The following is a 16,899-nucleotide window of genomic DNA, read 5'->3' on the forward strand; positions in this document are numbered from 1 at the left end:
AGCTCTCTCCCCTGTCAGAGCGGTTTGAAGGTGAGGTCCGGATAGCCGAAGGCCTTGGGACCAACAATTTCAAGCGCTCTTGGCGTCTTCATGAGATCGTGGACCGGCAACCCGATGACCGCGACACGCTGCCCATAGCGCAGCATCTCGGTGGTAATCGGTTCTCCCGTTTCCAGTTCGAGGTTCATGATCAGGTCCGGAACCATGATGACGGGAACGCCATCTACCCACAACACGAGGTTCTCGTTCTGGATGGCGATTTCAGCCTCCGAACCAGCCCATTCGCCTATCCCCGAAATCTTCGCCTTGCCGCGCGAAAAACCGCCGGACAGCGATCGTTCGATGTCGGAGATCTTGCCCGTGAAGAACAGCTTGGCGCCGGTCTCTTCAACGATCTTCTCGACGACGTTCTGATGCTTTGCGCGTGCGCGCAACACCGTGTTGCCGATATTGATCGCCTGCGTAACCGTTCCGGGAACTGCGGTCCTGCGAACAAAGTCGCCGCGCATCGGTGCCGTTGCAAAGCCGGCCCCTGCCCCCATGTCGACGGAGACGTCACGGGCAAATTTTTCCAGCCAGAACATGTCGATGACATGCCGGAAGACGACGACATTGCCCTTCTCGTCGGCAATCGCTGCCGGCGATGGTTCGGCCCCGTAGATGAAGAACGTGGTCATCTGCACTTCGGGGAACGCACGGCCCATGCCGTCGCCGTCCACCACCGGGATGCCGGCTAGGCCGGCGACGATGATCGGCTCCATCGAATTGGCGCCACCGATTTCAGCCGAGATCACCGCTGAGCACTTGATGCCCATAGTTTCCTCGACGGCCATTACGGCACGGTGGCACTCGCCGCCCTCCTCGATCTTCTCGACGCCCACGACAGGCGCACCGATGCCGCCACATTCCGCAACCCAGGCATCATCGGGCAAGGCTTCGAGCGGCATGATCTCGATCTTGGCGCCCTTGCGCAGCAGTTCCCGCGTCCGCAGCATTCCGACATAGGGATTGCCGCCACCGCCGGTTCCCAGCAGTGCTGCCCCCAGGGCAAGCGGCATCAGGTCGGCTTCTTCGAGTCGCTTGAAATCAGACATGGAGTTCACCCACAGCCTTGACGCGTACGCGCGTTGCGTTGCCCGGAAGATAGGCGAGCGGCACATCCTCCACATCGACGATCTCGACACTGTCGCGCGCGGCACCCGCGGCGACGGCAGCATCGACGGCGCGCGCCTTGGCATCGCTGAGCGCCTGCTCACGGCCGATTTCGGCCAGTGCGTAGACGCGATCGATTTCGCCGGAGACCTGGGCAATCGCCGCCCCAACGGCATTTGCGACGCCGAAGTGGCTCGGCTTGATGATGTCCAGCCCACCGATCCGGCCGTTGACCAGAATGGAACCGCCGCCCACGACGATGACCGGCAAGGGTTCCGGCGACAGTCGGGAACGCTCTACGCAATCCTCAAGCATTTCGATCATCCTGCTTTGTGCGCGTTCCAGCAACTGCCCGGAAAGGCCCGAGACCTTGCTCTTGTCGCCAAGGTCGGCATGGCCGGCGGCAACGGCGATATCCGTCGTCGTCAGCGTGTCGCCGCCGAAAATCAGGGCTTCCGTCTTGATCCGGTAGCCGACCGAGGTGGGGCCGATCTTCAGGCCCGCTGCGTCTTCGACCACCAGCGAACCGCCGCCAAGGCCGATCGAGAAGACGTCGGGCATGCGGAAGTTGGTGCGAACGCCACCGACTTCCACGGCGACGGTTGCCTGGCGCGGGAAGCCCTTCTGCAGCGAGCCCACATCCGAGGTCGTGCCCCCGATATCGACGACGATCGCGTCGTGGACGCCCGACAGGAAGGCGGCGCCGCGCATGGAATTCGTCGGGCCTGATGCAAAAGTGAGGACCGGGAACTTTTCGGCGAAGGCGGCATCCATGAGCGTGCCGTCGTTCTGCGTCAGGAAGAAGCGGCCCTTGATGCCGGCTTCGGTAATGGCATTGCGGAACGCGTCGATGACGTGTGCAGAAAGATCACGCAGGCAGGCATTCATGATCGCGGCGTTTTCGCGCTCCAGCAGGCCGATGCGGCCGATTTCGCTGGAGAGCGTGATATGAGCATCGGGCATCGCACTGGCGAAGATCTCGCCGGCCCGCTTCTCGAATTCGTTGGAAACCGGCGAGAAGACCGAGGTGATCGCGATCGAATTGATGCCCTTGGCTTTGATGTCGGCCGCAATGCCGAGGAGTTCTTCCTCGTTGAGCGGCGAGATCACGCGGCCGTCGAATTCGTTGCCACCATGGGCGAGATAGGCATGGTTGCCGATCGCGGTCTTGAGATCCTCGGGCCAGTCGACCATCGGCGGCAGCGACGAGGTCGCGGGCAGGCCGAGACGCACGGCCGCGGTCTGCGCGAGGTCGCGACGCTGGACGACGGCGTTGGTGAAATGCGTGGTGCCGATCATCACGACGTCGACAGCGCTGGCCGCCATGCCCGATGCCGCCAGCACGTCCCTCAGCGCATTGACCACGCCGCTCATGACATCGGCCGTCGTTGCGGACTTCACGCCGGCCACCACCTGCGTGCCGTCCATGATGACGGCGTCGGTATTGGTGCCGCCGACATCGATCCCAATTCTAATCATCTTGGTTGTTCCTCATTGAAACCTTGTTTGGTATTCGACGTCTGACCTGCTGCCTGGTGGCCACCAGACCGCAATTCGATGAGCTTCTCGGCCGTTGGAATCTCACCATCGATCAGCGGAATCTTGGGGCGCATCGCCTCCTCCTCGGCCGAGATCACGGGCACCGAGGACAGAAGCAACTGCGTGTAGACATGTTGCGGGTTGCCGAAGACATCGGCCGTGGAGCCGGTCTCGACGAGCTTGCCGCGATAAAGGACGCCGACCTCGCTGGCGAAATTGCGCATCAGGCTGAGATCGTGTGAAATGAAGAGGAAGGTCAGATCGAGCTGTCGACCGAGGTCGACAAGAAGGTCGATCACCCTCGCCTGAACCGAGACGTCGAGCGCCGAGGTCGGCTCGTCCAGAACCACAAGCCGAGGCACGACGGCGAGCGCACGCGCAATCGCCACGCGCTGCTTCTGGCCGCCGGAAAGCTCGTGCGGAAAACGCTCGGCAAAATTGGCGGGAAGCTGGACCATCTCGAGCAACTCGCCGATACGCCGGCGGCGATCGGACGACGGGTGCCCGTGCGCGTCAAGCGGCACGGCAATCGACTGGCCGACAGTCCGACGCGGATTGAGCGACGAACCCGGGTTCTGGAAAACCATCTGCACTTTCTTGCCGTGCGTTCTCACGCCATGGCCGGCTTGCACAGGTTCGCCGTCGATCAGGATCTGGCCCGATGTCGGCTGCGCGAGGCCCATGATCATGCGGGCGATCGTCGATTTGCCCGAGCCGCTTTCACCGGCAAGGCCATAGACCGAGCCGCGTGGAACGAAGAAGGAAACGTCGTCGACAGCGCGGACCTCGCTGACCTGGCGGCCAAACGCGTTGCGTACCGGGAAGAACTTGGAGAGGTTGCGGACTTCGAGCATCGGGGTCATGCGCCAAGCTCCCGTGCGCCGAACGAGGTTCCGCCGGTCAGGCGCGGCACCGCGGCGATCAGGCCGCGCGTGTATTCGTCCCTCGGCGCGTCGAAGATGGCGCTCGTTGGTCCCTGCTCGACCACGACCCCCTTGTTCATGACATAGACGTGTTGCGAGGTCTCACGGACGACGCCGAGGTTGTGGGTGATCATCAGCAGCGCCAGCCCCCGCTCCTCCACGAGATCCTTGAGAAGCTTTAGAATCTGTGCCTGCGTCGTGACGTCGAGCGCCGTGCCCGGTTCATCGGCGATCAGGAGTTTCGGTTCGCTGAGCAGCGCCATGGCGATCAGGATGCGCTGGCGCATGCCGCCGGAAAGCTGGATCGGATAGGATGCCGAAATGCGTTCCGGATCGCGCATGCGCACCTGCGTCAGCACTTCGTGCACCCGCGCCATCCGCTCGCGGCCGGAACGGCTGCGCCCGAGGCGCCTGTCGGCATATTTCAGAATCGTCCCCATCTGGTCGGCAATGGTGAAAACAGGATTGAGCGAACTCATCGGGTCCTGGAAGACCATCGACATCGCCGTGCCGCGCAGCTTCAACCGTTCGGCCGCCGGCATCGTCAAAAGATCTGCGCCGTCATAGAGGATGCGGCCGCCGGTGATCCGCGCGGGTGGCTCACGCAGCAAACCCATGATCGCCTTCATCGTCACGGTTTTGCCCGAGCCGCTTTCGCCGACCAGCGCCACCTGCGAACGGGCAGGCACGTCGAGAGAGACTTTGTGGAGCACCTTGTTGGTGCGGCCATAGGTCGAGAATTCGACCGAGAGATCGCGAACGGAAAGAAGCGCATCCATCACTTGATCTCCTGAACATCGAAAAGATCGCGCAGACCGTCGCCCAGCAGGTTGAAGCCCAAGGCGATGAACAGGATCGCGCAGCCGGGCATGATCGATTCCCACCAGTAGTCGGGCAGGAAGGCGGATCCTTGCGAAACCATCGTGCCGAGATCGGGCGTTGGCGGCTGGATGCCGAGGCCGAGGAACGAAAGCGAGGCGCCGACGAGAATGACAAAGCCGCAATCGAGTGATGTCTTCACGGCGAGTGCCGAGACACAGTTGGGTAGGATTTCCCGGAACAGGATGTGGAACTTCGATGCTCCGAGTGTTTCTGCTGCTTCAACGAATTCGTGCGTCCGGAGCTGGCGTGTGATGGAATAGATCAGGCGTGTATGCCAGGTCCACCAGAGGGCTGCGATCGCCAGCATGGAATTGATGAGGTCCGGCGAGAGCACGGCCGCGACTGCGAGCGCCATGACCAGTGGCGGAATGGCAAGCGCGATGTCGGTGAGACGCATGATCACGGTTTCGACCCAGCCGCCGAAGTAGCCGGCCAGAAGGCCCATGATCGTGCCGAAGGGAACGGCGGTGCCCAGCACGACGAGCGCCAGAAGCAGGGATATGCGCATTCCGAAGATCACGCGGGTAAAGATGTCGCGCCCCACGTTGTCGGTCCCAAACCAGTATTCCGTCGATGGCGGCAGGTGCCGGGCCCTGAAATTGACGACCGCGCCGACATGCTCGGGATGAGGCGTGATGTAGGGCGCGAAAATGGCCGCGAGGATCGAGACGATGACGATCGCTGCGCCGATTACGGCCGTGGGATTGCGCGAGAAGCGGTACCAGTTCTGGTAGGCATTCGACAGGCGCGCCGGCTCGGCGACAAAGGTCTCAAGCTTGGCCATCAGCGATGCCCCCGGATGCGGACGCGGGGATCGACGAAGCCGACCAGAACGTCGATGATGAGATTGACGACGACGAAGAATACGCCGGAGACGATGACCACGCCCATGACGGCATTCAGGTCTTTCTGGATGATCGTCCTGACGCCATAGGCAGCCATGCCAGGCCAGGAGAAGACCAGCTCGACGACAAAGGCGTTGCCGATCATGGAGGCGAATTCCAGGCCCATGATCGTCATGGGTGGCACGAAACTCGGCCGCAGCATGTATTTGAAGACCCGGATCCGTTCGGGCACGCCAAAGGCACGGGCTGCCTCGATGTAATCCTGGCTCGATACGTCGATCATTGACGCGCGGGTGATGCGGGCGATCTGGCCCATTGTCGCCGCCGCGAGCGCAATTGACGGCAGGAGCAGATAACGGATCGCCTCACCGAACACGTCGAACCGTCCCTTGAGGATGGAATCGATGGTGATCAGGCCGGTTATGTCAGGTGAAAACACCATGTTCGGCGGCAGGCGACCGGTGGTTGGCAGGATATGCAGCACGTAGCCGGCAAGGATCTGCAGCAGCAACGCCAGGAAGAAGCTCGGCATCACGGCGGACACAATGGCGACTATCCGCACCAGATTGTCCGGCCACTTGTCCTTCCACCGAGCCGCGACGACGCCAAGCGGCACGCCGACAATGAACGCGATCGTGATGGTGAAGAGGACGAGTTCGAAGGTCGCCGCGAACGTGTCGCGGATGTCGTCGTTGACAGGGCGCTCGGTCAGCAGGGATTTGCCCAGGTCGCCCTTGGCCAGTCCCGTGACGAACAGTCCATACTGCTCGTAGAGCGGCCGATCGAGGCCGAGGCTGTGGGAGAGCTGATCCACCTGCTCCTGCGTGGCGCGGGGTCCAAGGGCGAGCCGCGCCGGATCGCCGGGCATGCCGCGCGCGATGGCAAAGATCACCACCGATAGTCCCACCAGGACCAGAAGCGACCATGCCACGCGCCGAAGGAGGAAGAGAAGGAACTCCAACTGACCGACCTCTTGTTGTTGGATGCCTGCGAAATCGGCCATAGCATTGCCTGGCGTTGCCGCCGCAAACTGTTGGCCTTTACCTTGCTGTTGCCCGCCCGATCCCGGCTTCGGTTATGGATGCGAAGCCGGGATCCGTCGTTCCTGTTACTTGCAAGTCCAGTGATAGCGCGTGAAGTCATAGTCGAAGGACTGCATGGGCACGGCGTTGAAGCCGGTCAGGCATTTGTCCATCGCATGCTGCACGTTCTGGGTCAGCAGGAACACGTCGGGCTGGATCTCGACGATCTTGTGCTGCAGGTCCTTGTAGATCTCGGCCTGCTTCTTGCTGTCGCCGGTCTCGCGGGCTTCGTCGATCAGCTTGTCGATTGTCTGATCCTGCAGCCACTCCATCGACATCCAGGTGCCGGCCGACTTGGAGTGGTACTGTGCGTAGAACATCGAGTCCGGTGACGGATAGGTCGGGCCAAAGAAGATCTGGTTGACCGCCGGTGTTGTCTCGACCTTCGAGGCGATTTCCGTGACGCGGTTCCACGGATCGGCCTGCTGGGTGACCTTGAAGCCGAGTTGCTCGAGATTGGCCTGCATCAGCAGGCTGATTTCTTCCTCGAACTTGGTTCCGGCGACATAGCCGAGTGTGATCGGAATTTCCTGGCCGGCATATTTCGACTGCGCGATCTCCGCCTTCGCTGCCTCCAGGTCATACTTCTGTTCCGGCAGATCCGAGGCATAGAAATCCGCAAAGCCCGACGGAAGCGGACCATTCATCTCGCCACCGGGAAAGACCACTTCACGGATCGTCTTGTAGTCGGTCGCGAGCGCAATCGCGCGGCGGATGTGGACGTCGTCGGTCGGCGGAGCCTTGGTATTCAGCTTGAGGTAGAAGGCCGTGGTGGTCGGCTGGGTCACGACGTTGAAGCGGCCCATGCCTTCGAGCGCCTTGTAGGTCTCGGGCGACTGGAACTGGCTCGACATGGTCAGTTCGCCGGACGCGGCAAGCGAGCGCACCGTAGCTTCGTCATTGGTGATGATCCAGCGCACTTCGTCGATCGGCCCTTCACCAAAGCCCTTGTAGTAGTTCTTGTCGCGAACGATCGTCATCTTCGCGCCGCGATCCCAGTCCTTCAGCGTATAGGCACCGGCACCGGCGACATGCGATGCAAAATAGGTCTGGCCGTCGTCACTACCCTCGTTGGCCTTGGCAATCTTCGAATTGACGATGAAGATGGCCGGCACCGTGGTCAGGAACGGCGAGAACGTCTTTTCCAGCGTGAACTTGACCGTCTTGTCATCGACCGCAACGACCGAACCCGGTTTCAGAATGCCCTCGAAAAGGGTCGCCGGCCCCTGGTTGATCCGCAGCGTACGATCGACGGAATAGACGACGTCGGCGGCCGTCACAGGTGAGCCGTCGCTGAAATGGGCGTCCGCGCGCAGCTTGAAGGTCACCTCTTTAGCGTCGGACGAGACCGTCCAGCTCTCGGCCAGTTCAGGCAGCAGGTTGCCCTTTGAGTCGACCGTGATCAGGCCGTCATAGAGGTTCACTGCCGCCATGTAGTCGGTGTAGTCGGAGATCTTTGCCGGATCGATGGTGCCGAAAATCTGCACCGTGTTCATCGTCACAACCGTTTCGGCCCGTGCTGCGCTGAAACCTGCGGTGCCGGCTATCATCGTCGTGGCCAGGGCGGTGGCTGCGAGAATCCTGAGCTTGCTCATCTTGTCTCCCGATTGGTTGGGTTCCCAGTGCGACCCTGGACGGGCCGTCGTGCTTGGTCGCTTGCGGGACCATAGCCCTTCAAGTCCCGGGGAGATTGCACGCGGTTTTTCGTCATGACAACGTCATGAAGGTCTAGGTTTTTGCGTAAATGGTATAGGTTTTGAAAGAGAGTTTAGAGAGAACTGGACCTGCGTCTCTCCATTGGTGGCGGATCAACCGACGATGCCCGCTGCGCGTGCCGTGCTGATCGCCTCCTGGCGCGTCCTGCAGTTGAGCTTTCGGTAGACATTGCCGAGGTGAAACTTCACCGTCGCCTCGCTGACACCGAGCATGGCGGCGATCGCCTTGTTGGCTGCGCCTTCTGATATCATCACCAGTATCTTGTTCTCACGCCGTGACAGTTCACTGCGCACACCGGACGCGCGGGCGAGATGACCGCTATCGCGCAACTTTCGGATCACCTGCCGGGCTGGGGACGATGCTGAGAGGAATTCGCTGATCCGCTTGTTGTCGAGCAATTCGGCAAGAAACACTTTTTCCTCGGCCAATGGCGCAATGGAGCCGAGCCTTGCTGCGTCCTCGAATAGCCTGAGGAGGACCGCGCGGGCTTTGGTCAGGTCTTGCCGACGCTTGTGGAGGTTCGCCAGCCAGATCGCGATGCACAATCGCTGGCGATCGGTGATGTTCAGGTTCCCCATGGCGGCCCCGAGGAGGTCGTGCAACTGCGGCATATCAGGTTGCTCGTGGAGGATCTGACGCAGCCATGCCAGCGCCAGACCGATTTCGTCGCGGTCGCGAAGGCGTGAAAGTGCATCCGGATTGGCCGCCATCCGCTCACGATTGATCGGCAGTTCCACGGTTTTCAGCATTGCGGCGGCTTCCGTCCACCGGTTGGCATTCTGAAGAACGATTGCCTCGCGTATGCTGACCATCGATTGAAAGGCCTGGTTGGAAAGCTGGTAGACCCGCCATCGCTCCAGAAAGCCGCGCGCTGCCGTCAGCGAGAAATGCGTCGCCATGGCTTGGCTACCGTAGAGCAGCGTGAATTCCATCAGGCTCGGCCAGATCTCGCCATGGGAGAAATCATCGATCTCGATGTTCAGGAAGCGCGCCAGCGGCTCGGCGCGGCCGCCTTCATATTCGATGCACGCTTCCAGCAGCGTCTGCAGGCGTACGTCGTTTGGAGTGTCGAACGGCACTTCGGACAGGCTTTTCGCGCCAAGTCCCGCGTGCTTGCGGGCGGTGACCGTATCTCCCTTCATCAAGGCCATCATCGCCTGATGCAAGCTGATATAGAAGCAGAGCATCGGTGCCTTGGCCGACTCGTAGTGGTACATCGCGCGCTGTGCCACCTCTTCTGCCTCGGCAAACTGCCGCCGCCTTATGTAGAACTCGAGAACCGAATTGTAGAAGCTGCCGCGGAACAGATGTGCGTCGCCCGGAAACTCCGCATTGATCGCAAAGAGCGCCTTCAGCATTTCCTCGGTAAACTGGTAGTCTTCGTAGATCAGCATCAGGAAGCGGAATTCCCGGAACTCGCGCGAGAAGATCGAGCGCGGGCTGAAGACCGCCTCGAAATCATTGGCGAAGTCGCCGAACCGGTCGACCAGCAGCCGTCGGGCACGGGAGATGTCGCCACGCTTCAACGCCTGCAGGGCGAGCGACAAGACCAGAACTTCGCTTTGATGCGCATATAGCGAAGGGAAGCCACCGAGCACCCGGTCGAACGCGTCCGGGCCGTGGTAGTAGAGAAAGAACAGCCCGCCAGCCTGGTGGAAATGCTGGTAGGCCTTATCGTGAAAACCCACCTGCTGGTAGGTGACGATCGCATCCACCGGCTTTCCGTGGGTTGCGTAGGCTTCGGCGATGGCGTTTGCCCCGGCAGGGGTGATCAGGCGTTGGGCGATTGCAGCGTTGACCGCTGATGTCAGGTGGTCGCCAAGTCCACGCGCGCGCAATCGCAGCCTGCGCTTCTCACCAATAGACGCGATTGGAAAGAGCCGGTTGGTGATTGGGATCGGCAAGTCCGAGCCGCCCGCAAGCAGCTTTAGATCGACAAGTTGCTCATCAGGCAAGGTTTCCAGGAACTCGGACTGCAGGAACGCCGAGAGATTGCCCGAACCGAGGCCGCGAAACGCAACCAACGGCCAACCGCCGGAAGCCTCCATGATGCCTGCAGCATTGTCCGCTCCGAAGAACTCGGCTGCCTCCTCATCGCAGAGGAGCAATTGCTCCGGCTCGAGCACATAGGCTGCGCCATAGGCAAGCGCTCGCGAGAGGCCGGGCAATTTCGTCTCAGGCCGCTTCGCTATGATGATGCGGCACTCGCCCGAAACCAACAATTCGGGCAATGCGCCCGCGACTGTATGGGGCGGGATGTCCCATAACACCGTCTTACCCGGGCGAAGGTCCGGGGCGTCTGCAGCGGCGTGCAGCTTGAACCGTCCTTGCTGAGCGATCTGGCGCAGGATAACAGACTTGCCCATGCCGGCCGGAGCCTCGATAACGACGATCGGCTCAGGGCGGCCCAGAATATGGTCGACAATTTTCGCGCGCGAAAAGACTGAATTCATGACGCTTGTTATCGTCCGATTTGCGGGGGCGGCGCAACCACGAGCAACACCGATCACGTGTGCCGTGTGATCGTTCAATCAAAGGAGGCTAGGTGAGCCCGCCGTCCCATTCCTCATGCGCATGCCTTACCCTGATTATGAAAATGGTTCCCGCATCTTCTATCCGGTAGACAACAAGATGTGCTTTGAACGGATGGATCCTGACCGGCGGCGAAATCTCCTCCCGTTCGCGCGCCATTCGCGGATTTGCGGCGATCAGATCGAGTATCGCGAACAGTTCGTCATGATAACGCCTGGCCTGTGCAGGTCCGAACAAGAGCAATCCTTGCTCGGTAATTGCGATGATGTCCTCTTCCGCTTCGACAGATAGGGTGAACAGCATCAGCTGCGCGTCATTTCCGCACGCGCAACCGCTGCGGCGAACAGCTCTTCTTTCGACCTGCCGCCAATACCGCTTTTGAGGCCGTCATCGACGAAGCGTTGCATGGCGGCGACCTTGTCGCTACGCGCCTGATCCCTGCGGATAAGGTCCCGCACATAGTCGCTCGCGTTTGAATAGCGCCCGGTCTTTGCTTGCGCCTCGACCCACTCTTTCATCGGGTCCGGTAGAGATACGTTCATCGTGGCCATTCGTGCCTCCATAGGTGCTTAGCGTAACGGAGTTTGGCAAAGTTTGTCAAATTCAAGGGTCGAGTCTATGCAAGAGCGGTCGAGGGTGGGCCACAGCGATCCCCGCCGTGAAGGGAGTTTTCGGTCAGCCGCCCCGGATCGAGCTTCGCCAGACCAGCTCTGCTTTCAGCTTGATGGAATGGTCTCCGGCGTCCTCTTGAGGTTGGCCCAGCCATTCGACGGTATGGGCTGCAATCTGCGAGACCGGTTGTGCAAAGGTTGTCAAATTATAGGAAGACCATGAGGCCTGTTCGATGTCGTCGAAGCCTGCGATACATAGTTGCTCCGGGATCGAGAGGCCGAACTGGTGGCGCGCGGCGTCCATGAAGCCGCAGGCCAGAAGATCGGTGGCGCAGAAGACCGCGTCCGGCCGATCGCTGCGCGTCAGCATGCGTTGCGCCAGCACCTTGCCAGCTTCATATCCTGTCCAGCCATAACGCTCGACGATGACATTCATGCCAAGCTCGGCGGCCATGGCAAGAAAGCCCCGCTCCCGTCCCATCAGGCTCGGCGTTCCCGCCTCGGAATTGGCAAAGGCGAGTTTCCGGCAGCCGGCCCGGACAAAGGCCGTCGCGATCCTGCCGCCTGACTCGTCATCATCGAGGTTTATCTTCAGCGGCCCCAGCTGATCGTCATCGCGATTGATCAGGACGAGCCGTTGGCCGTTGCGAAGACATAGCTGGGTGATCGATTTGTCGGGATGGCCGGAAAGAATGACCGATGCGTCGGCCCTGTATCGGATCGCCTGCTGCAACGCCCGGTCGACGCTGCCATCCGAACGGTCGGTATTGATCAGCATTGCGATCTTGCCGGCATTCTGAAGCTGCTGCGTCAGTTCGCGCAGCAGAGCCGACCTGTAAGGCGTCGCGACATCCGAGATGATGAGGCAGACGATGCCGCTCTCGTTGCGCATCAGTCCGCGGGCGAGATGGTTGACGTGGTAGCCCAGCTCTTCGGCCGCCTCGAGCACCCGTTTGCGTGTACTGGCGGACACGCTTGCACCCGGCGTGAACGTTCGCGATACCGCCGATCGTGAGACGCCGGCCCTTTCGGCAACTTCCTGTGCGCTGACGAACACTTTGGACGACATGATCGTTCTCCCGTTGCACGACATCTGAACGATTCTGCACGTGTGTGCAATGACCGACGTGGGCGGTCGCCGCATGTAGGTTTGAAGAGGTTGACATACGGCGCGCCGCTGGGCAGGTTTGCACGCGTTTGCAATGCCGACAGGCGGCAGCCGGTGGAGCAGCTTAAGCTCGCGATCGCCAACTGTCGAAAGCATGCCAATTTTCTATCATAGAGGAAGCATCGAAATGACGACCCATGTGGTTCCAGGGCTTGAAGCCCGCTTTGCGCTGGCCAGCGCTGTCGCCCGGGAAGCCGGCGCAATCGCGCTCGACTACTTCAAGCGCCACGAAACGCTTGTCGTCGAGACCAAGAGGGATCCGCAGGATGTGGTGTCGATCGCCGACCGTGAGGTCGAGACGATGATTCGGGCACGATTGCACGAGGCCTATCCGACTGATGGCATCCTAGGCGAGGAATACGGTCTGGAACGCGGGACCTCAGGGTTTACCTGGGTCATCGATCCGATCGACGGGACGAGCCCGTTCGTCAACGGCATGCCGAACTGGTGCATCTCGATCGGGTTGCTGCATAATTCCACGCCTGTTGTGGGTGTGATTTTCGCGCCATGCCATGACGAACTCTACGCCGGCGCTTTCGAAATGGGAGCAACCTTGAACGGCAAGAACCTTGTGCTCGACCCGGCGCGCACCATCGTCAACGCCGTGACCGGCATTGGTGCGAACTCGCATGTCACGCCGGCTGTGGTCGCCAAGATCGTCGAGGATCTGTTGAGTGCGGGAGGCAACTTCATCCGCAATGGCTCCGGCGCCCTTATGCTCGCCTATGTGGCGGCTGGTCGGCTGGTCGGCTACTACGAGCCCTACATGCATGCTTGGGATTGCATCGCCGGTTATTGCCTCGTCAAGGAAGCCGGCGGTTGGTTCCATCCGTTTCCGACCGAGGGTGAAAGGCTGACCAAGGGTTCGCCCGTCGTTGCCGCGTCACCGGGCGCGATTGACGATCTGCGCAGGATTGCCGGCGTCTGATCCGGGACTTGGGAGGCTGTAAAGCCTCCTGCCTTGGCTTGGGTAAGGGCCCCCAAAACGAAAAAGCCTGCCGCGGGAGGAGGTGCGGCAGGCTTTCCGAAAATAACCGAATAGCAGCTGGGAGGAGGAGTGCTGCTATTCCCGCAGGCGCCCTTGGGAGGAGGATAGGCCGCCTGCAAACACGAAGCTCTGCGGGAGGAGGTGCATCGCTTCGATGACTATGAACATACAACATACTCGCTCAAATGATAGGCATAAATATGCAGGGCAGCCATGCGTTATGCGCTTAGCGCGTAGCTGAGTGCTTTGACGCCCGCTTTTTCGCTTCGGAACGGCATGCAAGCGGCCAGCGGCGCAGTGCGAACGCCTTTCCGGGCGACACTTTGGAAAGCGGCGATTTTCTGCTAGGACGCGGCCAACAATGAAAAGGACGTGTCCATGACCGCGGCATTCTACCGAGATTACGTCGTCGATCTGAAGGCCAGGATCGATGCACTCCACGCAGACCCCGAAGCATTTCAGACCTATGATCTGACGATGGAGATTCTCGCCCGCAAGAGCCTGGTCAGCTATTCCTGGAAGCGGCAGAAGGGGCAAACGGATAGCCTCTTCTACCGTCGCGACACGGCAACCGGTCAGGCTGCACAGATGCAACAGCAGACGGCCTATGCTGTTTTTGCAGGCTTCTTCGGATTGGGGCAATTCCTGGCGGCCACCGGGCGCACGGCAGGTCTGGCAGAGGAGCAGTTCGCCGAGGCGCTCACGGTGGGCTGGGAATACCCGACATGCGCGGTGCACTTCGCCTATCGCAAAAGAGGCCAGCCCAAGGCTGCGTCGATGAAGATGCTGTTCATCGGGCTTAACGGCGATGCCGATGCGGCAACCTATGAACAGGCGCTCGCTCTCGACGATCTTCTGGTGACCGCGCGACCTTTTTCCTCGCCGGTCTTATGGGAATGGAAATGACCTGCGGCATCGCCGGCCGCTAGACGCCGATCCGCCCTGACGTATCGGCAAGCAGTTGTTGCGAGACGTCTCGCAAAAGAGCCGCGATCTCCTTGAGGAAATGGCCCATCGCAGAGCCGCTGCGCCAGCACAATCCGATCCGGCGGCTGGGCGCTGATCCGTCGAAGCGCAGCAGGTGGATGTTGCCGGAAATCGGATGTTGCGTCGCAAGCTCCGGCAGCAAGGTGATCCCCACATCGGCACCGACCATCTGACGAAGGGTCTCGAGGCTTGTCGCCCGGAATGACGCACGCTCGCTGGCGCCTGACAGGCGGCATACCTCAAGCGCCTGATCGCGGAGGCAGTGGCCTTCTTCGAGCAGCATGAGATCGTAACCGCTGATTTCACCGAGCCGGATCGACTGGCGCTCCGCCAGCGCATGGCTGGGCGGCACGGCGAGCAGGAACTGTTCCTCAAACAGCGTCTCGGTCTTCAGGTGATCGCCATTAACGGGAAGTGCAAGGATTGCGGCATCCAGGTTGCCGCTGCGCAAGCGTGCAAGCAGGCCATCGCTCTTTTCCTCGATCAGCAGAGTTTCGAGGTCCGGATATCGTTCGCGTATCCGCGGCACCGCGTGCGGTAGGAGATAAGGACCCAGCGTCGGGAAAATGCCGAGGCGCAGCGTGCCGGCCTCGGGATTGCGGCTGCGCAGCGCTGCGGCCTTCATTTCCTGCACCTCGGCCATGATGCGGCGCGCACGTTCAACCGCCTCCTGGCCAAACGTTGTCAGCATGACTGAACGCGGCGTCCGCTCGATCAGTGGCGCGCCGAGATGTTCTTCAAGCTTCCTGATCTGCATTGACAGCGTGGGCTGGGTGACGAGACACACCTCGGCGGCCCGCCCGAAATGCCGGTGGTCCGCCAGGGCGATCAGGTATTCCAGTTCACGCAGTGTCATGCGGCGATCAAGCCGCCTTCACCGCTTGTGCGTCAGGCATGGAATTGCGGATCAGGTGATCGAATGCAGCAAGCGAGGCCTTTGCGCCCTCGCCCACTGCGATGACGATCTGCTTGTAGGGGACGGTCGTGCAGTCGCCTGCAGCAAAAACGCCGGGAACCGAGGTCTGCCCGTGATGATCGACGACGATTTCGCCACGTGGGGAAAGCTCGACCGCGCCCTTCAGCCATTCCGTGTTCGGCAGCAGGCCGATCTGCACGAAGATGCCGTCAAGCGAAAGCGTATGGCGCTGCCCGGCGACGCGGTTCTCGTAGACGAGACCTATCACCTTTTGCCCGTCTCCCAGAACTTCCGTCGTCTTCGCCGACAACAGGACATCGACGTTCGGCAAGCTCAGAAGCTTGCGTTGCAAGACGCCGTCGGCACGCAGCTTGTTGTCGAATTCGATCAGCGTGACATGGCTAACGATGTTTGCGAGATCGATTGCAGCTTCGACGCCGGAATTGCCGCCGCCGATCACGGCCACGCGCTTGCCCTTGAACAGCGGGCCATCGCAATGCGGGCAATAGGCAACGCCTTTGTTGCGGTACTGGTCTTCGCCCGGAACGCCCATCTGACGCCAGCGGGCGCCTGTCGACAGAATGACCGTCTTGGAGCGCAGCGTGGCGCCGTTTGCGAGCTCAACGGCAATCTCGCCTTTTCCAGGAATGAGCTTTTCGGCGCGCTGCAAGTTCATGACGTCGACGTCATATTCCTTGACGTGTTCTTCCAGGGCGGCGGCGAAGTGCGGCCCCTCTGTATGGCGCACCGAGATGAAGTTCTCGATTGCCATGGTATCGAGGACCTGCCCGCCGAAACGCTCGGCGGCAACGCCAGTGCGGATGCCCTTGCGCGCGGCGTAGATGGCTGCGGCTGCGCCGGCCGGTCCGCCGCCGATCACCAGCACATCGTAGGCCTCACGCTTGTTCAGCCGCTCTGCGGCGCGGGCGGTGGAATTGGTGTCGAGCTTGGCGACGATCTCTTCGATTTCCATGCGACCCTGCGCAAAGATCTCGCCGTTGAGGTAGACGGTCGGGACCGACATGACCTGGCGGCGTTCGACCTCGGACGGAAAGACACCGCCATCGATGGCCACGTGACGGATGCGAGGATTGAGGACCGCCATCAGATTGAGGGCCTGCACGACATCAGGGCAATTCTGGCAGGAAAGGGAGAAATAGGTCTCGAAGGTCAAGTCGCTGTCGAGGTCCTTGATCTGGTCGATGATCGCCTGTTCGGTCCGTGGCGGATGGCCACCCACCTGAAGAAGGGCTAGGACCAGCGAGGTGAACTCGTGGCCCATCGGAATGCCGGCGAAACGCAGGTGGATATCGTGGCCGGGGCTGTTCAATGCGAAGGAGGGTGCGCGCTCGCCGTCGTTGCGCCGCTCGACCACGGAAATCTTGTCACAAAGCTCGACGATCTCGCGAAGCAGCCCCGACATTTCCTGCGACTTCGCGCTGTCATCCACCGAGGCGGTGATCTCAATCGGGCGTACGACCCGCTCCAGATAACTCTTGAGCTGGGACTTGAGGTTTTCGTCGAGCATCGGGCACTCCGCTAAAATGAAATGTCAGTC

Annotated in this window: 15 protein-coding genes; 2 read left to right on the forward strand and 13 right to left on the reverse strand. The window is 61.0% G+C overall.

The window, feature by feature from the left end; translation table 11 throughout:
• Nucleotides 1-14: 14 nt before the first annotated feature.
• The 11 genes from A6U87_RS18180 to A6U87_RS18230 all read right to left on the reverse strand — a co-directional run bounded on the left by A6U87_RS18180 (nucleotide 15) and on the right by A6U87_RS18230 (nucleotide 12,351).
• Nucleotides 15-1,094 carry a DUF917 domain-containing protein gene (locus A6U87_RS18180; protein WP_065692696.1) on the reverse strand — a complete coding sequence of 360 codons (1,080 nt, stop codon included), beginning with the start codon at nucleotides 1,092-1,094 and terminating at the stop codon, nucleotides 15-17.
• Complete coding sequence (locus A6U87_RS18185) at nucleotides 1,087-2,631, reverse strand: hydantoinase/oxoprolinase N-terminal domain-containing protein (RefSeq protein WP_065692697.1); 1,545 nt, start codon at nucleotides 2,629-2,631, stop codon at nucleotides 1,087-1,089. Before A6U87_RS18185 ends, A6U87_RS18180 begins: the two co-directional genes overlap by 8 nt.
• Nucleotides 2,628-3,554, reverse strand: coding sequence for an ATP-binding cassette domain-containing protein (locus tag A6U87_RS30480; protein ID WP_065692698.1), 927 nt, complete (start codon nucleotides 3,552-3,554; stop codon nucleotides 2,628-2,630). Before A6U87_RS30480 ends, A6U87_RS18185 begins: the two co-directional genes overlap by 4 nt.
• Complete coding sequence (locus tag A6U87_RS30485; protein WP_065692699.1) at nucleotides 3,551-4,393, reverse strand: ABC transporter ATP-binding protein; 843 nt, start codon at nucleotides 4,391-4,393, stop codon at nucleotides 3,551-3,553. Before A6U87_RS30485 ends, A6U87_RS30480 begins: the two co-directional genes overlap by 4 nt.
• Nucleotides 4,393-5,280 (reverse strand): ABC transporter permease, encoded by an 888-nt coding sequence (locus A6U87_RS18200; protein WP_065692700.1) that lies wholly within the window; start codon nucleotides 5,278-5,280, stop codon nucleotides 4,393-4,395. The genes A6U87_RS30485 and A6U87_RS18200 overlap by 1 nt, the downstream gene beginning before the upstream one ends.
• Entirely contained in the window at nucleotides 5,280-6,344 is a 1,065-nt protein-coding gene (locus A6U87_RS18205; protein WP_198928726.1) for an ABC transporter permease, read from the reverse strand. The genes A6U87_RS18200 and A6U87_RS18205 overlap by 1 nt, the downstream gene beginning before the upstream one ends.
• A 105-nt stretch (nucleotides 6,345-6,449) precedes the next feature.
• A complete protein-coding gene (locus A6U87_RS18210; RefSeq protein ID WP_065692701.1) occupies nucleotides 6,450-8,018 on the reverse strand; it encodes an ABC transporter substrate-binding protein in 1,569 nt (522 codons plus the stop codon).
• Nucleotides 8,019-8,231: 213 nt separating this feature from the next.
• Entirely contained in the window at nucleotides 8,232-10,592 is a 2,361-nt protein-coding gene (locus A6U87_RS18215) for a LuxR C-terminal-related transcriptional regulator (RefSeq protein ID WP_065692702.1), read from the reverse strand.
• Nucleotides 10,593-10,680: 88 nt separating this feature from the next.
• The gene (locus tag A6U87_RS18220) at nucleotides 10,681-10,974 is read right to left on the reverse strand and encodes a type II toxin-antitoxin system RelE/ParE family toxin (protein WP_065692703.1); all 294 of its coding nucleotides are present in this window, start codon (nucleotides 10,972-10,974) and stop codon (nucleotides 10,681-10,683) included.
• Nucleotides 10,974-11,222: a type II toxin-antitoxin system ParD family antitoxin gene (locus A6U87_RS18225; RefSeq protein WP_065692704.1), complete on the reverse strand. Its 249-nt coding sequence runs from the start codon at nucleotides 11,220-11,222 to the stop codon at nucleotides 10,974-10,976. Before A6U87_RS18225 ends, A6U87_RS18220 begins: the two co-directional genes overlap by 1 nt.
• Before the next feature lie 124 nt (nucleotides 11,223-11,346).
• Nucleotides 11,347-12,351, reverse strand: a complete 1,005-nt coding sequence (locus A6U87_RS18230) for a LacI family DNA-binding transcriptional regulator (protein ID WP_065692705.1) — start codon at nucleotides 12,349-12,351, stop codon at nucleotides 11,347-11,349.
• Between the two features lie 226 nt (nucleotides 12,352-12,577).
• Between A6U87_RS18230 and A6U87_RS18235 the strand changes: the two genes are divergently transcribed.
• Entirely contained in the window at nucleotides 12,578-13,378 is an 801-nt protein-coding gene (locus A6U87_RS18235; RefSeq protein ID WP_065692706.1) for an inositol monophosphatase family protein, read from the forward strand.
• Between the two features lie 438 nt (nucleotides 13,379-13,816).
• Nucleotides 13,817-14,344, forward strand: coding sequence for a hypothetical protein (locus A6U87_RS18240; protein WP_065692707.1), 528 nt, complete (start codon nucleotides 13,817-13,819; stop codon nucleotides 14,342-14,344).
• Nucleotides 14,345-14,363: 19 nt separating this feature from the next.
• Here the strand turns inward: A6U87_RS18240 and A6U87_RS18245 are convergent, their stop codons facing one another.
• Together A6U87_RS18245 and ahpF are read right to left on the reverse strand one after the other, a co-directional pair.
• Complete coding sequence (locus tag A6U87_RS18245) at nucleotides 14,364-15,281, reverse strand: LysR substrate-binding domain-containing protein (RefSeq protein WP_065692708.1); 918 nt, start codon at nucleotides 15,279-15,281, stop codon at nucleotides 14,364-14,366.
• A gap of 7 nt (nucleotides 15,282-15,288) precedes the next feature.
• Nucleotides 15,289-16,869 carry an alkyl hydroperoxide reductase subunit F gene (gene ahpF, locus A6U87_RS18250; protein WP_065692709.1) on the reverse strand — a complete coding sequence of 527 codons (1,581 nt, stop codon included), beginning with the start codon at nucleotides 16,867-16,869 and terminating at the stop codon, nucleotides 15,289-15,291.
• Between the last annotated feature and the right edge of the window lie 30 nt (nucleotides 16,870-16,899).

Source organism: Rhizobium sp. AC44/96 (genome assembly GCF_001692185.1).
Lineage (GTDB): Bacteria > Pseudomonadota > Alphaproteobacteria > Rhizobiales > Rhizobiaceae > Rhizobium.

Coding starts and splice junctions, on each gene's coding strand:
- A6U87_RS18240 (WP_065692707.1), top strand. CDS start 13,817: ATGACCGCGGCATTCTACCGAGATTACGTCGTCGATCTGAAGGCCAGG.
- A6U87_RS18225 (WP_065692704.1), bottom strand. CDS start 11,222: ATGGCCACGATGAACGTATCTCTACCGGACCCGATGAAAGAGTGGGTC.
- A6U87_RS18210 (WP_065692701.1), bottom strand. CDS start 8,018: ATGAGCAAGCTCAGGATTCTCGCAGCCACCGCCCTGGCCACGACGATG.
- A6U87_RS18215 (WP_065692702.1), bottom strand. CDS start 10,592: ATGAATTCAGTCTTTTCGCGCGCGAAAATTGTCGACCATATTCTGGGC.
- A6U87_RS18185 (WP_065692697.1), bottom strand. CDS start 2,631: ATGATTAGAATTGGGATCGATGTCGGCGGCACCAATACCGACGCCGTC.
- A6U87_RS18200 (WP_065692700.1), bottom strand. CDS start 5,280: ATGGCCAAGCTTGAGACCTTTGTCGCCGAGCCGGCGCGCCTGTCGAAT.
- A6U87_RS30480 (WP_065692698.1), bottom strand. CDS start 3,554: ATGACCCCGATGCTCGAAGTCCGCAACCTCTCCAAGTTCTTCCCGGTA.
- A6U87_RS18220 (WP_065692703.1), bottom strand. CDS start 10,974: ATGCTGTTCACCCTATCTGTCGAAGCGGAAGAGGACATCATCGCAATT.
- A6U87_RS18180 (WP_065692696.1), bottom strand. CDS start 1,094: ATGTCTGATTTCAAGCGACTCGAAGAAGCCGACCTGATGCCGCTTGCC.
- A6U87_RS18245 (WP_065692708.1), bottom strand. CDS start 15,281: ATGACACTGCGTGAACTGGAATACCTGATCGCCCTGGCGGACCACCGG.
- A6U87_RS18230 (WP_065692705.1), bottom strand. CDS start 12,351: ATGTCGTCCAAAGTGTTCGTCAGCGCACAGGAAGTTGCCGAAAGGGCC.
- A6U87_RS18205 (WP_198928726.1), bottom strand. CDS start 6,344: ATGGCCGATTTCGCAGGCATCCAACAACAAGAGGTCGGTCAGTTGGAG.
- A6U87_RS30485 (WP_065692699.1), bottom strand. CDS start 4,393: ATGGATGCGCTTCTTTCCGTTCGCGATCTCTCGGTCGAATTCTCGACC.
- A6U87_RS18235 (WP_065692706.1), top strand. CDS start 12,578: ATGACGACCCATGTGGTTCCAGGGCTTGAAGCCCGCTTTGCGCTGGCC.
- ahpF (WP_065692709.1), bottom strand. CDS start 16,869: ATGCTCGACGAAAACCTCAAGTCCCAGCTCAAGAGTTATCTGGAGCGG.